This is a genomic window from Massilia sp. Masssp94 (assembly GCF_059491305.1).
This window is the reverse complement of sequence record NZ_CP168501.1, coordinates 167952-183444: the sequence shown is the minus strand read 5'-3', so window position 1 is coordinate 183444 and position 15493 is coordinate 167952. Positions and strand designations below refer to the sequence as shown.

Sequence of the window (15493 nt, the reverse complement as noted above, 5' to 3'; positions counted from 1 at the left end):
TCCTGATGTTGATGGTGGTCCGCCGTCGCTGCGGCGGCATCCATAGGAGAGCAAATTGCAAGCCAGGCCGGCGCCAGGGGCGCGCGCCCCTGCGCGGGCCGCGCGGACGGCACATCTGTCGCGCGCTTGCGCAACATCTGTCGCAGTCCGCGCCGGCTTACGGTTCGGCGAACCGGCGCGATCACGCCTTCTTCCGGCACGCGGTGGTCGCCCGCCATGTCGCGCAATGGTCGGACGCGTCGTGGTGCACGGCCTTTTCCGGCCCGCCGTGGTAGCCCGTGTCCCCCTGGGCAGCGCAAGCCGGTGCGCGCTGCCGGGTACCGCGGTTGCGGTTCCTGACGAGCGCCTCCAGTCCCGCGAGCTGATAGGTCCAGAACGTCGCGAACGCTTGCGCGATGTCCGCACCGGACGTGTACCGTTCCAGGATGGCCGCGATCATCGCCACCGTGTTCGCAAAGACCTGGCGGAGCACCATGTCGAAGTGAGCGTCGGGCGCGGCCGCCGTCTGGCGGCGCACGAAGCGGGCCGCCTGGCGCGCCATCTCCTGCGCCATGCGCTCGCGCACGGGCGCGAAGCGCGTGCCCGCCGCGCCGTTCAGGAGGATCAGCACCGCGAGCCGGTGCTCGACCCAGAACTCCAGCAGTGCCTTCGCGTGGGCGGAGCCGTCCGCATGCGCGTCGGACCAGCTGCCCAGCATGTCGAACTCGCGCAGGCGCGCGCGCAGGAGACGGAACAGGCGTGCCGCGATGGCGGGCGTGACGACGGCGTCGAACAGCGCCTGCTTGCTCCCGTAGTACTTGTAGACGTTGCTGGGGGCGATGTCCGCGTCGCGCGCGATGGCGGCCAGCGTGGCCTGCACATAGCCGCGCTGCGCGAACGTGCGCGCGGCCGCGGCCAGGATGCGGTCGCGGACGTCGTCTTTCAATCGTTGCGGCATGCGAGCCCGTCCTGCATCGCGCGCAGCCGCGGCGCCCAGTCCGCCGCCGCTTCGAGCTGGAACGCGAGGCGCAGCAGCAGCGCATCCGCGTCGTGCGCGGCCGTGAAATGGCAGCCCAGCGGCAGGCCCGCATCGGACCAGTACAGCGGCACCGACATCGCGGGCCAGCCCGCCAGCGACGCGGGCACCGTGTAGCCGGCCAGCCGGTTGGTGAACGCGATCAGGTCGTCCGGGTCCTGGCCGGGGCCGTGGCGGCCGAGCGGGAAGGCGGTGAACGGGACGGTGGGGCTCAACAGCACATCGAAACCGGCGCCGGCCGCCCGCGCCGACGCGCCTGCCGCCGCCAGCGCCGCGCCGGCGGCCCGCACCTCGTCGGCCGATGCCGCCCGCGCGCGCCGGACCAGGTCGCGCGTATAGGGTTCGAACAGGCCCGCGTCGAAGGCCGGCCCCATCAGCGCCGCCGCCTGGTCCGCCATGCCGGCCAGCCCGGCCGCCGTGAGCGTGAAAAAGGCGCGGCTCACGGCCGGTGCGTCGCAGGCCGGGCCCGCCGTCTCGACGACGTCGTGGCCCAGGTCCGTGCACAGGCGCGTGGCGGCGTCCAGCGCGGCGAGGGCGTCGGGCGACGGGAGTTCTCCGAACAGGTCGCGGCGGTAGACGCCGATGCGCAGGCGGGGGGGCGACGCGTCGCGCAGCGCCGCGAGGTCCGGCAGCGGCGCCGCGTGGCCGGGCGCTTCGGTCGCCTTCAGCCACGCCGCGCTGTCGCGCACCGAGCGGCTCACGCAGTGGTCGGCAAGGAGGGCGGCCGTCGGCATATCCGGCGGGAGATCGGCGGCCACCGTGCGTCCGCGGCTGGGCTTGAAGCCGAACAGGCCGCAGAACGAGGCGGGGCCGCGGATGGAACCGCCGCCATCGGACGCGTGCGCCACCGGCACCATCCCCGCCGCGACGGCCGCCGCCGCGCCGCCGGACGAACCGCCCGCCGACAGGTCGTGCCGCCATGGATTGCGCGTGGGGCCCGTCGCGAGGGGTTCCGTCGTGCCCAGCAGGCCGAATTCCGACGTGGTGCTCTTGCCCAGCACGACGAGGCCCGCACGCCGCAGCGCCTGCGCATACGGCGACGTACCCGGCAGCCGCGCGCCGCGGAACAGGCGCGAACCGAACCCCGTCGGGAAGCCGGGAACCGCGAGCAGGTCCTTGACGAGCGTGGGCACGCCGGCGAACACGCCGCCGGGCTCGCGGCCGTCCGCCTGGCGCCGTGCCGCCGCGGGGTCGAAGTCGACGAGCGCGTTCACGCGCGGCTGCAGCGCCTCGATGCGCGCGATGGCAGCCTCCAGCAGCTCGGCGGGCGCGATGTCGCCCGTGCGGATCAGCGCCGCCTGCCCCGTCGCGTCCAGGTCCAGCAGCAGCGCGGCGTCCCGTCCAGTCGTTCCCATGGTCGTCTCCGGTAAGATTTTAAAAGAGAATGCATCATTCTTTTTTAATCGTCAAGCGCGACCGGCGGGCCGAAAAATGATAAAGTGCGGGCCCCGGCATGTGCCGGCAGACCATCATCCAATGAATCGCATGAGAGATTTCGCGCCAGTCGTGCCGGATGCGGACGCGGCACCGTTCGACGCCGCCTTCCTGCACGATCCGTATCCCACCTATCGCCGCCTGCGTGCGGCGGGACCGGTGCTGTGGCGCGAGGACGTGTTCCAGGGCGCCTGGGTGCTGACGCGCCACGCGGACATCGAACTGGCGCTGCGCGATGCGCGCTTGTCGTCGCAGCGCACGGGCGGCTGGGTCAAGCGCATACCCGGCGTCGACGCGAGCCTGTCGGGACGCCGCGCCCAGGCGGGCCTCGACATGTTCCAGCGCCTGTTCGGCAGCGCGATGGTGTTCCTGGACGGCGCCGACCACCAGCGCGTGCGCAAGGCGATGGCGGCCGGTTTTCATCCGACCCTGATCCGCACCTTGCGGGCCGACGTCGAGCGGCTCACCGACGAACTGCTGGACGGCCTCGACGCGCAAGCCGGCTTCGACTTCATCGCCGAAGTCGCGCGTCCGCTGCCGTCGCGCGTCATCGGCCTGATGCTGGGCATCGCCCGCAACGACGAGGCGCGCTTCATGGCGTGGTCGGACGACCTTGCCGCCTTCATCGGCGCGCTGCAGCCGACGGCCGACCAGCTGCGCGCGGCCCAGCGCAGCCTGTTGCAGATGGTGCGCTATTTCGACGCGCTGCTGCCGGCGCGCCGGGCGTCCCCCGGCACGGACCTGGTCAGCCGCCTGCTGCAGGCCGAGGCCGCGGGCGAATTGCGCGCGGACGGCGAGTTGCTGGCGCAATGCGCGATGCTGCTGTTCGCCGGCCACGAGACGACGCGCAACCTGCTCGGCAATGGCCTGTACACGCTGCTCACGCACCCGGACGCGTGGGCGCGGCTGCGCGCGGACGAAGACGGCATCACGCTCGCCATCCGTGAACTGCTGCGCTACGACAGTCCCGTGCAGTACACGGGCCGGCGCGTCGCCACGGAACTCACCTTGCACGGCACCACGCTCAGGCGCGGCGACCTCGTGATCGCGCTGATCGGCGCGGCGAACCGCGATCCGGACCGCTTCGCCGATCCGGACACGTTCGACATCACGCGCCGCGCCGGCAGCCACCTGTCGTTCGGCAGCGGACCGCACGTGTGCATCGGCGCCGGCCTGTCGCTGCTGGAGGCCGACGTCGTGCTGCGCGCCGTGCTGCGCCGCTGGCCGACGCTCCGCATGCCCGACGCGGCCCCGCGCTGGAACGGCATCGCCGGCCTGCGCGGGCTGGCCGCGCTGCCCGTCAGCGTTTCGTGAAACGCTCGACGGCGTCGTAGTTGACGCCGTTCGACTTGACCTCGACCAGCTCGCCGTCCACGATGGCCAGGCCGTCGAACGGCGCCGGTTCGGCCGCGTAGATCCGGTCGGGCACGCACACGGAACCGCCCGCGTAATCGATGCACCAGTTGGGCTGGCCGTCGACGATCTTGCGGCTGACGAAGGTGCCCGTCAACGTGACGCTGCGCTGCGGCTGCTGCGCCGTCACCTTGTCGATGGAGGCCGAGACCGATCCCGGCATGATGGAGGACGCGACGGTGCCGACCCAGGTCGCCGTCGTGGGGGCGCTCCACACCTGCGTGGCGACGACGTCGCCCGTGCAGGCCGTGTTGGCATAGTAAGTCGTCGTGACGGCGATCGTGAGCGCATTGTTCGCGCCGGCCGCGCGCGCGATGACGGCCGTGTCGACCGCGTGCGACGCGCACGCGGAGGTCCACGTGCCGACGTACGCGTCGAGGTTGCCGTTGCTGGACACGGGCGGCGTCAGCGGGGTATTCCCCGCGCCGGCATTGCCGCCGCCACCGCCGCAGGCAGTCAGGCACGCAGCGAGCGCGGCGGCATACATTCCTTTGTTCATCTCACTCTCCTGGCATCAGCTTCTGGATCGGCTGTTCAGGAGCGATGATACGCGATCAGCGCACCCCGAGCTGCTGCAGGATCTCGCGGTCGATCGCTTTCAACGGCACGGATTTCTCGACGCCGCCCCGTTTGACGGCTTCCTTCGGCATGCCGTAGACGACGCAGCTGTCCTCGTCCTGCGCGACGGTGCGCGCGCCCGCCTTGCGCATCTCGAGCAGGCCGGCCGCGCCGTCGTCGCCCATGCCCGTCATGATGATGCCCAGCGCATTGGCGCCCGCATGCCTGGCGACGGAACGGAACAGCACGTCGACGGACGGGCGGTGGCGGTTCACGAGCGGGCCGTCGAAGACGTCCACGTGGTAGTTGGCGCCGTCGCGCCGCAGCAGCATGTGCCTGCCGCCCGGCGCGATCAGCGCGCGGCCCGGCAGCACGCGGTCGCCGTGGCGCGCCTCGCGCACCTCGATCTGGCACAGGCCGTTCAGGCGGTCGGCGAAGGCGGCAGTGAATTTTTCCGGCATGTGCTGCACGATGACGATGCCGGGCGTGACGCGCGGCAGCGCCGTCAGCACTTCTTCCAAAGCCAGCGTGCCGCCCGTGGAGGTGCCGATGGCGACGACGCGCTCGGACGTGCGCAGCAGGGCGCGCGTCTCGGGCGCGGCCGGCAGCACGGCGTCCGCGGTCAGCTTTACGGCGACGGGCGCGGGCGCGGCGCGTGCCGCGAGCCTGCGCACGTTCGCGTGGCTCGCCGCGCGCACGGCGGCGATCAGTTCGTCCGCGCTCTCGCTGAGGAAGTCCTTCAGGCCCAGCTTGGGTTTCGTGATGATGGACACGGCGCCCGCCGCGAGCGCGGCCATCGTCGTCTCCGCGCCTTTTTCCGTCAGCGTCGAGCAGATGACGACGGGCGTGGGCCGCTCCGCCATGATCTTGCGAAGAAACGTGATGCCGTCCATGCGCGGCATCTCCACGTCCAGCAGGATCACGTCGGGCCAGGCCTGCTTCATGCGCTCGATGGCGAGCAGCGGGTCGGCCACGGCGTGCAGCAGGCGGATGCCGGGCGCGGATTCCAGCACCGCGCCGACGACCTTGCGCACGACGGCCGAGTCGTCGACCACCATCACATCGATTGTTTTCATGCCGATTAGGGTAGACGGTAGACGGAAGGGATCACGGCACGGAGAACGTCGCCCATCTCCTGCAGGCTTTCCGAGTGGCCGATGAACAGATGGCCGCCCGGCTTGACGCGTTGCATGATGCGCGTGACGACCTGGCGCTTGGTGTCGCCGTTAAAGTAGATCATCACGTTGCGCAGGAAGACGAGGTCGTAGGTGCCCAGGTCGCCGGGCAGCGCCGTGTTCAGGTTCACCTGGCGGAACTGCACGCGCTCGCGCAGGCCGCGTTCCACGAGCAGCGTGCCGTGCTGGTCGCGGATGCCCTTCAGGCAGTAGCGGCGCAGGTAGTCCTGCGGCACGTGGGTCGCGCGTTCCATCGGATAGTGGCCGGTGCGGGCGCGCTCGAGCACGCGCGTGCTGATGTCGGAGGCCACGACTTCCCACGGCGCCGATCCCAGCACGTCGGCCAGCACCATCGCGATGCTGTACGGTTCCTCGCCGGACGAGCAGGCCGCGCTCCATACGCGGAACGGCGCATTCGCCCGCAGCGACGGGCGCGCCGCTGCGGCCGCTTCGCGCAGCAGCTCGAAGTGGCGCGCTTCGCGGAAGAAATAGGTCTCGTTCGTCGTCAGCAGGTCGACGGCCAGCTGCACCTCGTCCTTGTGCGCGCCGTCCGTCAGCAGCCGGAAATAGGCGTCGTACGACGGCAGGCCGAAATGCTGCAGGCGCTTGGCGAGGCGGCCGCTGACCAGCGCCTTCTTCGAATCGGACATCGAGATGCCGGCGATGTCGAAGATGAAGCGCTGGAAGCGCGCGAACTCGCCCTGGCTGATCGCACAGTTCTGCATGGCGCTCAGGCGGCGAGGGCGTCGGCGCCGGCCAGGTCGGGCAGGCCGTCCAGCGCCAGCACCTGCTGCACGTTCAGCAGGATGACGAACTTGCCGTTCACCTTGCCCATGCCGGCGATGAAGTCGCCGCGGATGCGAGTACCGAACGACGGCGCCGGTTCGATGTCGGCGGCCGCGATGTCCAGCACGGCGCTGACGGCATCGACGACGACGCCCGTCAGCTGGCGCTCGCCGTCGTGTTCCAGCTCGACGATGACGATGCACGTGCGCTTGCCCGCCACGGATTGCGGCCGGCCGAAGCGGGCCGCGAGGTCCATCACGGGCACGACGGCGCCGCGCAGGTTGATGACGCCGCGGATCGCGTCCGGCATCATCGGTACTTCCGTGAGGCCGGAGAACTCGATGATCTCCTTGACGGCCATGATGCCGATGCCGAAGGCTTCGCCGCCCAGCATGAAAGTGAGGTATTGGGCGGATTGGCCGTCCGCGTGCGTTGCCTGGTTCGTGTGCGTCATACGGTCACCGTGGATCAGAAATGGGTGAAACTGGCTTCGTCGGGCGCGGCCTGGGTGGGCGCGCCGCCGGCCACGCGCAGCGTCGTGCGCTTGGCGCGGGGCGCCGGGCGCGTGCGGGCAGTCTGGCCAGCCGCGCCGGCCGCGAGGCGGAAGAAGCCCATCGTCTGCTGCAGCTGCTCGGCCTGGGAACTCATCTCCTCGGCCGTCGCCGCCAGTTCTTCGGAGCTGGACGCGTTCTGCTGCGTCGTCTGGGCAAGCTGGCCCACCGCCGCGTTGATCTGGCCGACGCCGGCCGACTGTTCTTCCGACGCGGCCGTGATTTCCTGCACGAGGTCCGACGTCTTGCGGATGTTCGGCACCATCTGGTCGAGCAGGGTGCCGGCGCGTTCCGCCAGCTCCACGCTGTTGGTCGCCACTTCGCCGATCTCCTGTGCCGCGACCTGGCTGCGTTCGGCCAGCTTGCGCACCTCGGCGGCGACGACGGCGAAGCCCTTGCCGTGTTCGCCGGCGCGGGCGGCCTCGATGGCGGCGTTCAGCGCCAGCAGGTTGGTCTGGTAGGCGATGTCGTCGATGATGCCGATCTTCTTGGCGATCTGGTTCATCGCGGCCACGGTTTCCTTCACGGCTGCGCCGCCTTCGGTCGCTTCCCTGGCAGCATTGGTCGCCATGCCGTCGGTGACTTTCGCGTTCTCGGTGTTCTGCGCGATCGATGCCGTCATCTGCTCGATCGACGCGCTCGTCTCCTCGACGCCCGCCGCCTGTTCGCCCGATGCCTGCGACAGCGACTGCGCCGTCGCGCTCACCTGCTCGGACGCGCTGGCGAGGGAATCGGCGGCCGCGTTGACCTCGGCCACCACCTGCGCCAGCTTGTCCACGGTGTTGTTCGCGTATTCCTTCAGCTTGGCGAACTCGCCCTCGTAGGACTTGTCGATGCGCTTGGTGAGATCGCCTTCCGACATCGCGCCCATCACGCGCACCACGTCCTCGACCGATGCACTCGTCGTCGCCACCAGCTGGTTCAGGCCTTCGCCCATCTCTTTCTGGAAGCCCTGCAGGCCCGCGAGTTCCACGCGCTCGTCGAAGTTGCCGCGATTGGCCGTCTGCACGACGCGGCGCTGGCCCTCGATCACCTGCGTCAGCTTGTGCACGGTGTTGTTCGTATATTCCTTCAGCTCGCCGAAGGCGCCCTGATACGGCTTGTCGATCTGGTTCGAGAGGTCGCCGCGCGACACCGCGCCCATCACGCGCACCACATCGGTGATGCTGGCGCCGGTCGTCGCCATCAGCTGGTTCAGGCCTTCACCCATCTCCTTCTGGAAGCCATGCAGGCCCGCCAGGTCGACGCGCGCATCGAAATTCCCGCGGTTCGCGGCTTCCACCGCGGCGCGCTGGCCGTCGATGACCTGAGTGAGCTTCGCGACCATGCCCTTGACGGCGGCCAGCATGCTGGCGTCGTCGCCCGGCTTCGTGTGAATGTCGGCGTCCAGGTCGCCGCCCGCGATGCGGGCCATGACGGCCCCCGCGTACGTCGGTTCGCCGCCCAGTTGGGCCAGCAGGCTGCGGGTGATGTAGAAGCCGAGCAGGCCGACGGCCGCCAGCGTGGCGACGGCAAAGGCGAGCGACATCGTCTCCGCCGAGTTCTGGATCGCGATGGCACGCGCGCCGCCGTTCTTCGCCAGTTCCTCGTTGTACTTGCGGTGGTTCGCGAACGCTTCCCAGTTCTTGTCCGCCAGGGCGACATTCGCCATCATCAGGTCGCGCGCTTCCGTGTTCTTGCCGCCGCGCGAGAGCTTCAGCACCTCGTCCACGATGCGGCCGTAGTCCGCGAGGCTGGCGCGGTCGGACGCGAGCAGCGCCTTGTCCTTGTCGTCCGAAACGAGCGACTCGTATTTCTTGAGCGCCTCGTCGATCTTGCGGCGGTTCTCGCCGATCTGCTGGTCGATCGCGGCCAGTTTGTCCGCGTCGGTCTGGGCGATATGCTGCCACGCGCGGGTCCGGTACACGGCCAGCTGTTCGAACGCTTCGTCGAGCGCGAGGAAGCTGGGAATCGAATTGACCGTGCCATAGCTGGCCGCATCGTAGACGCGGACGAGCTGGTAGCGCCCCATTGCCGCCAGGGCGACGATACCGATGAGCGCTGCCAGCACGAGCAGGATCATCTTCTTTACAACTGTCATGGTATTTCCTTGATTTTTAAAAGCGTGCGAAGTCGGCTTCGTCCGGTGCGCCGACCGGGGCGAGTGCCAGCGTCCCGATCGTCCTCGGGGCATGGCGCTTCGCCGTATTTGTCTTGAACGGCTTGCCGGCGGCCGCTTTGATGCTGTGTCCCGCGTCCAGCTTGAAGAACGCCATCGCCTGCTGCAGCTGCTCGGCCTGGGAACTCATTTCCTCGGCCGTCGCGGCCAGCTCTTCGGAACTGGATGCGTTCTGCTGCGTCGTCTGGCTCATCTGGCCGACCGCCGCGTTGATCTGGCCGACGCCGGCCGATTGCTCTTCCGACGCGGCCGTGATTTCCTGCACGAGGTCCGACGTCTTGCGGATGTTCGGCACCATCCGGTCGAGCAGGCCGCCGGCGCGCTCGGCCAGCTCCACGCTGCCCGTCGCCACTTCGCCGATTTCCTGCGCGGCGACCTGGCTGCGTTCGGCCAGCTTGCGCACCTCGGCGGCGACGACGGCGAAGCCCTTGCCGTGTTCCCCGGCGCGGGCCGCCTCGATGGCGGCGTTCAGCGCCAGCAGGTTGGTCTGGTAGGCGATGTCGTCGATGATCCCGATCTGCTTCGCGATCCGCTTCATGGCGGCGACGGTCGCCTTCACCGCTTCACCGCCTTCCGCCGCCTCGCGCGCGGCCTGCGTGGCCATGCCGTCGGTGACACGGGCATTCTCCGTGTTCTGCGAGATCGATGCCGTCATCTGTTCCAGCGAGGCGCTCGTCTCCTCGACGCCGGCCGCCTGTTCGGACGCCGACTGCGACAGCGCCTGCGCCGTCGCGCTGACTTCTTCCGACGCCGACGCCAGCGATTGGGCGCTGCCGTTGACGTCGCCGACGACCTGCGCCAACCGGTCCATGGTGCCGTTCGAGTCATCCTTCAGCTTCGCGAACGCGCCCTGGTAATCCTTGTCGATGCGCTTCGTCAGGTCGCCTTCGGCCAGCGCGGACATGACGCGCACGACGTCGTCGATGCTGGCGCCGATCGTCGTCACGAGCTGGTTCAGGCCATCGCCCATCTCCTTCTGGAACCCCTGCATCCCGGCCGTGTCGACGCGTACGCCGAACTCGCCCCGGTTGGCCGCTTCCACGACGGCGCGCTGGCCCGCGATCACCTGGCGCAGCTTCGCCACCATCTGGCCGACGGCGTGCAGCATGCTGTCGTTGTCGCCGCGGCGCAGCGTCACGTCGCCGGACAGGTCGCCGTTCGCGATGCGCTTGAGCAGGTCGGCCGCGTAGGCCGGCTCGCCGCCCAGCGTACGGGTGAGGCTCAGCGTGATCCAGAAAGCCATGCCGATGCCCATCAGGACCGCGGCGGCGCCCAGCAGCGTGAGGCGGTTGCGGGTCTCGACGTATTCGGCCGACGCGTCCGTGGCCGACTGCTCCATCGACGCATTCTGGTGATCGATCAGCTTTTCGATCGCCTTGATGTACGCGTCCTGCAGCGGCTGGATCTGCGTCGTCAGCAGTGTTCTGGCCTCGGCGCGCTTGCCTTCGTGGATGAGGCGCACGAACTGGTCCTGCACCACCAGGTTTTTCTGGCGCTGCTGGTTCATGCCCTCCATGATCTGGCGTCCGGAGGCCGACTTGACGAGGTTCTGCAGCTTCTCGATATCCGCGCGCTGGTCGTTGCGCGATTCGTCGAACTGCGCCAGCTCGCGCCGGGTCGCTTCCGGATCCTCCGTCAGCACGATGTTGCGCATCGCGGTGGCGATCTCGTGGATGTTGCCGATCGCGTCGTAGCTGAGCACGACCTTCGGATACTTGTCGTTGGCCATCTCGCCAACGTTGTCGCTGACGCTGGCGACGCTGTGGATGCCCATCGCGACGACGGCGGCCAGCAACACGCTGACGGTGCCGAAGCCAAGTGCCAGGCGGGCGCTGACTTTCAGGTTACGGAACATGGCAGGTCTCCTCGGGGCGGCTGCGCGGTATCAGAAACGGGTGAAACTGGTTTCGTCCAGGTCCGCCTCGGCGGCGTACGCGGGGTTGTGCATGGCGATGCCCTTGCGCTTCGGCGTCGCGGCCGGATGCGCGGGCGCGCGGCGTGCCGGGTTGCGCGCCGGCGCCGGCGCGTCGCCGCCCGCCAGGCGGAAGAACGCCATCGCCTGCTGCAGCTGCTCGGCCTGGGAACTCATTTCCTCGGCCGTCGCGGCCAGCTCTTCGGAACTGGATGCGTTCTGCTGCGTCGTCTGGCTCATCTGGCCGACCGCCGCGTTGATCTGGCCGACGCCGGCCGATTGCTCTTCCGACGCGGCCGTGATTTCCTGCACGAGGTCCGACGTCTTGCGGATGTTCGGCACCATCCGGTCGAGCAGGCCGCCGGCGCGCTCGGCCAGCTCCACGCTGCTCGTCGCCACTTCGCCGATTTCCTGCGCGGCGACCTGGCTGCGTTCGGCCAGCTTGCGCACCTCGGCGGCGACGACGGCGAAGCCCTTGCCGTGTTCCCCTGCGCGGGCCGCCTCGATGGCGGCGTTCAGCGCCAGCAGGTTGGTCTGGTAGGCGATGTCGTCGATGATGCCGATCTGCTTCGCGATCCGCTTCATGGCGGCGACGGTCGCCTTCACCGCTTCACCGCCTTCCGCCGCCTCGCGCGCGGCCTGCGTGGCCATGCCGTCGGTGACGCGGGCATTCTCCGTGTTCTGCGAGATCGATGCCGTCATCTGTTCCAGCGAGGCGCTCGTCTCCTCGACACCGGCCGCCTGCTCGGACGCCGACTGCGACAGCGCCTGCGCCGTCGCGCTGACTTCTTCCGACGCCGACGCCAGCGACTGCGCGCCGCCGTTCACGTCGCCGACGACCTGCGTCAGCTTCGCGATCATGTTCTTCATCGCGGCCAGCAGCAGGCCGGCCTCGTCGCGCGCATGGCTGTCGATGTGCACCGTGAGGTCGCCGGCCGCCAGGCGGTCGGCCGCGTTCACGGCGACGCGCAGCGGACGGGTGACGGACAGGGTGATGAACGCCGCCACCGTCAGCGCGAGCAGGGCGGCGCCGGCCGTCATCGCGATCACCAGCCGGCGCGTCTCTTCATACGTGGCGCCCGCCTCGTCGGCCTTCTTCTGCATCTTGTCGGACTGGTGCCTGGTCAGTTCGTCGACGGCCGCGATCAGTTCGCGGTTGAGCGGGACATAGGTCTTGCTGACGAATTCCGCGGCATGCTGGCGGTCGCCGCGCACCAGGCCATAGAACTGGGCATACGCCGGTTCCAGGGCCGCATGCCTGTCGGTGATCTGCTTGAGCATCTTCTTGCCGGTTTCGCTCGCTACGAGCTTGGTGAGTTCGGCGATGCGTCCGTTCGTGTCGGCGCGTAGCTGTTCGATCACCTTGCGATAGCGCTCGCTTTCCGCTTCGTCGCTGGTGAGCAGCATGCCGCGCATCTGGCGCGGGGCGTCGACGACGTCGCGGATCAGGTCCTTGGCGATGACGACTTTCGGGTAGGCGTCCGCCGTGATGTAGGCGGTGGCATCGTTCATGACCGCCATGCGGTTCATGGCCAGCAGCGCGATCGCCAGCAGGAGCAGCAGTACCGCACCGAAGCCGAGGCCCAGGCGGATGCCGATTTTCAGGTTCTTGAGCATGTGGCTCTCCACTTCAGTTAAATGTCAGGCCGCGGCGGCCTGGCTTTCGTGTTCGACGCCGGCCAGCAGGGCCGCCATGTCGAGGATCAGTGCGACGTCGCCGTTGCCGAGGATCGAGGAGCCGGACAGGAAGCGCGCGCCGGCGAACACCTTGCCGAGCGGCTTGATCACGGTCTGGAATTCGCCCAGCAGGCTGTCGACGACGAGGCCGGCCTTGCTGCCGCCGTAGCGCACGACGACGATGCTGCGGCGCCGTGCCGGCACGCCTTTGACGCCGAAGCGTTCCCTCAGGCGCACGAAGGGCAGGGGCTGGCCGCGCAAATCGACCCAGTCGCAGCCCGGCTGTTCGACGAACTCGATGCATTCCTCGATCATGTCCATCGGGATCACGAACACCGACTTGCCGACGCCGACCTGGAACCCGTTGATGATCGCCAGCGTCAGGGGCAGGCGCACCGTGACGGTGGTGCCTTGCCCTTCGGTGCTGGCGATGTCCACGCTGCCGCGCAGCGCGACGATGTTGCGCTTGACGACGTCCATGCCCACGCCGCGGCCGGACAGGTTCGTCACCTGTTCCGCCGTCGAGAAGCCCGGTTCGAAGATCAGGTTGAAGATTTCCTTGTCCGTGAGCAGGCGGCCCGGCTCGACGAGGCCGCGTTCGACGGCTTTCGCGAGGATGCGGTCCCGTTTCAGGCCGCCGCCGTCGTCCGACACTTCGATCACGATGCTGCCCGAGTCGTGGTAGGCGTTCAGGGCGACGGTGCCCTGGGCCGGCTTGCCGCGCGCGGCGCGCACGTCGGCCGGCTCGATGCCGTGGTCCATCGCGTTGCGCACGAGGTGCGTGAGCGGGTCGCCGATCTTCTCGACGACGGTCTTGTCCAGTTCCGCGTCCTCGCCGCTGACCACCAGGCGGATGTCCTTGCCCAGCTCGCGCGCCACGTCGTGCACGACGCGCTGGAAGCGGTTGAACGTGGCGCCGATCTTCACCATGCGCAGCTGCAGCGCGCTGTCGCGCACTTCCTCGACGAGGCTGGACAGCGTCGACGTGCATTCCAGCAGCTCGGGGATCTGCGTGCGGCGCGCGATCAGGTTGGCGCCCGCGCCCGCGATGATCAATTCGCCCACGAGGTTGATCAGGCGGTCCAGCTTGTCCGCATCCACGCGCACCGAGCGGCTTTCCTGCTGCTGGCGCGGCGCGTCCGGCGCCTGGCGCTGTTTCGCGAGGGCCGCCTCGACGATGGGTGCGCGCACGGCGCCCTGTTCGACGAGGATCGCGCCGATCGGTTGCGCCGGCGCGGCGCTGGCTGCCTGCGCCGCCAGCGCGTGTTCCAGTTCGTGCGCGGTGACGCTGCCGCAGCGAACGAGCATCTGGCCCAGGCGCTCGCGCTGCGCCGGCGCCTCGTCCAGCCACGCGAGGTATTCGGCGAGGCGGTTCTCGGGCGGCAGGATGCGGATCGCGCAGTCGTCGCGCACGAAGTCGAACACGCCGTCGATCGTCGCCTTGTCGGCGCTGCTGTGGAAGCCGATCTCGAAGCCGAGGTAGCACGACTCGGGATCGAATTCGTCCAGCGCCGGCAGGTCGTCGGCGATCGTCGCGATGCCGGTGATGGTGCCCAGCTGGCCCAGGTAGCGGATGAACGACAGCGGGTCCATGCCGTTGCGCAGCACGTCGGGGCCGAAGCGCAGCGAGATGTGCCAGTGGCCGGCCGCGCCGCCGGTCGCTTCGGGTTCGGCGGCGGCGCCGGTGGGCGCCGGTGCCGCGCCGCCGTCCAGGTAGGCCTGCAATTGGGCGACGAGCGGCGCGCCTGCCGCGGCGAGATCCGCATCGTCGAGGGTGCCGCTTTCCACCGCGTCGACGAGGGCGCCGATGTGGTCGCGGCATGCGAGCAGCAGCGCGACGAGTTCGTCGCCGACGGGAATGGCGCCGTCGCGCACCTTGTCCAGGACGCTCTCGGCAACGTGCGTGAATCGCACGACGGGGTCGAGGCCGAACATGCCGGCCGATCCCTTGATCGTGTGCGCCGCGCGGAAGATCGCGTTGACGGCATCGAGGCCGTCGCGCGTGACCGCGAGCAGGGCGCTTTCCATCTGCTCCAGTAGTTCGCGGCTTTCGGCGATGAAGGTGTGTGTCACCTGGTCGATGTCGATGCTCATGCAGGCTCTCCTTCGGCGGTCATGCCGAGCATTGCGAACGCGTCGCACACGGCGGGGCTGGCGCCCCGCAGCACGAGCGCCTTGCCGAGCCGCTGCGCTTCACGCCGCGCCACGAGCAACAGCTGCATGCCGGCGCAGTCGAACTCCGTCACCTGGGACAGGTCGAGCGTGGGCGCATCGATCGTGCGTACGGCGTCCAGCAGCACGGGATGCAGCTCCGCGGCGCGGTAGATCGTCATTTCGCCTTCGACCGCCAGGCATGCGGCGGCCCCTTGGCTCGTTTCGCCAATAATCGTCATTGCATCTTTGCTCCGGGATGGCCGGCGTGCGCCGGCGCGGTGGGTCAGCCGAACGTCAGCTTCTGGACGGCGGCGAGCAGGGCTTCCGGCTTGAACGGCTTGACCATCCACGCTTTCGCGCCGGCGGCCTTGCCCTGTTCCTTCTTGTCTTCCTGCGACTCGGTGGTCAGCATGAGGACCGGGGTGAATTTGTAGGCGGGACGGGTCTTCAGTTCGCGCACGAACGCGATGCCGTCCATGTTGGGCATGTTGACGTCGCTGATGATCAGGTTGACCTTCTGGCCGGTCAGCTTGGCCAGCGCGTCCTTGCCGTCGACGCCTTCGATGACGTCATAGCCGGCCTGCCTGAGTGCGATGCCGACGACCTGGCGGATCGAGATCGAATCGTCCACCACCATGATGGTTTTTGCCATGGTTAAAT

Annotated in this window: 13 protein-coding genes; 1 reads left to right on the top strand and 12 read right to left on the bottom strand. The window is 69.1% G+C overall.

Features of this window, described 5'->3' with window-relative positions:
• Window positions 1-181: 181 nt before the first annotated feature.
• Together ACEN9G_RS00765 and ACEN9G_RS00760 are read right to left on the bottom strand one after the other, a co-directional pair.
• Window positions 182-937 (bottom strand): TetR/AcrR family transcriptional regulator, encoded by a 756-nt coding sequence (locus ACEN9G_RS00765; RefSeq protein WP_413345510.1) that lies wholly within the window; start codon window positions 935-937, stop codon window positions 182-184.
• Window positions 922-2370 (bottom strand): amidase, encoded by a 1449-nt coding sequence (locus ACEN9G_RS00760; protein WP_483127571.1) that lies wholly within the window; start codon window positions 2368-2370, stop codon window positions 922-924. The genes ACEN9G_RS00765 and ACEN9G_RS00760 overlap by 16 nt, the downstream gene beginning before the upstream one ends.
• Before the next feature lie 121 nt (window positions 2371-2491).
• On the opposite strand from ACEN9G_RS00760, the gene ACEN9G_RS00755 reads away from it, so the two are divergent.
• Window positions 2492-3763 (top strand): cytochrome P450, encoded by a 1272-nt coding sequence (locus tag ACEN9G_RS00755; protein WP_495605510.1) that lies wholly within the window; start codon window positions 2492-2494, stop codon window positions 3761-3763.
• Here the strand turns inward: ACEN9G_RS00755 and ACEN9G_RS00750 are convergent.
• Genes ACEN9G_RS00750 through ACEN9G_RS00705 form a run of 10 tightly spaced genes read right to left on the bottom strand, consistent with a single transcriptional unit; the run spans window position 3750 to window position 15485 of the window.
• Complete coding sequence (locus tag ACEN9G_RS00750; protein WP_483127569.1) at window positions 3750-4361, bottom strand: hypothetical protein; 612 nt, start codon at window positions 4359-4361, stop codon at window positions 3750-3752. The two genes, ACEN9G_RS00755 and ACEN9G_RS00750, sit on opposite strands and share 14 nt — an antisense overlap.
• Before the next feature lie 55 nt (window positions 4362-4416).
• Complete coding sequence (locus tag ACEN9G_RS00745; protein WP_483127568.1) at window positions 4417-5496, bottom strand: protein-glutamate methylesterase/protein-glutamine glutaminase; 1080 nt, start codon at window positions 5494-5496, stop codon at window positions 4417-4419.
• 5 nt (window positions 5497-5501) lie between these two features.
• Window positions 5502-6320, bottom strand: coding sequence for a CheR family methyltransferase (locus tag ACEN9G_RS00740; RefSeq protein WP_413345809.1), 819 nt, complete (start codon window positions 6318-6320; stop codon window positions 5502-5504).
• A gap of 5 nt (window positions 6321-6325) precedes the next feature.
• The gene (locus ACEN9G_RS00735; protein WP_413345811.1) at window positions 6326-6835 is read right to left on the bottom strand and encodes a chemotaxis protein CheW; all 510 of its coding nucleotides are present in this window, start codon (window positions 6833-6835) and stop codon (window positions 6326-6328) included.
• A gap of 14 nt (window positions 6836-6849) precedes the next feature.
• A complete protein-coding gene (locus tag ACEN9G_RS00730; protein WP_483127567.1) occupies window positions 6850-9012 on the bottom strand; it encodes a HAMP domain-containing methyl-accepting chemotaxis protein in 2163 nt (720 codons plus the stop codon).
• A 16-nt stretch (window positions 9013-9028) separates the two neighbouring features.
• Window positions 9029-10945, bottom strand: a complete 1917-nt coding sequence (locus ACEN9G_RS00725) for a HAMP domain-containing methyl-accepting chemotaxis protein (protein ID WP_413344250.1) — start codon at window positions 10943-10945, stop codon at window positions 9029-9031.
• Between the two features lie 30 nt (window positions 10946-10975).
• On the bottom strand, window positions 10976-12619 hold the full coding sequence (locus ACEN9G_RS00720) for a methyl-accepting chemotaxis protein (protein ID WP_483127566.1): 1644 nt from the start codon (window positions 12617-12619) through the stop codon (window positions 10976-10978).
• A gap of 24 nt (window positions 12620-12643) precedes the next feature.
• Complete coding sequence (locus ACEN9G_RS00715; RefSeq protein WP_483127757.1) at window positions 12644-14767, bottom strand: chemotaxis protein CheA; 2124 nt, start codon at window positions 14765-14767, stop codon at window positions 12644-12646.
• Between the two features lie 2 nt (window positions 14768-14769).
• The gene (locus ACEN9G_RS00710) at window positions 14770-15072 is read right to left on the bottom strand and encodes an STAS domain-containing protein (protein ID WP_413345564.1); all 303 of its coding nucleotides are present in this window, start codon (window positions 15070-15072) and stop codon (window positions 14770-14772) included.
• 44 nt (window positions 15073-15116) lie between these two features.
• Window positions 15117-15485, bottom strand: a complete 369-nt coding sequence (locus tag ACEN9G_RS00705) for a response regulator (RefSeq protein WP_105377323.1) — start codon at window positions 15483-15485, stop codon at window positions 15117-15119.
• Window positions 15486-15493 lie beyond the last annotated feature (8 nt).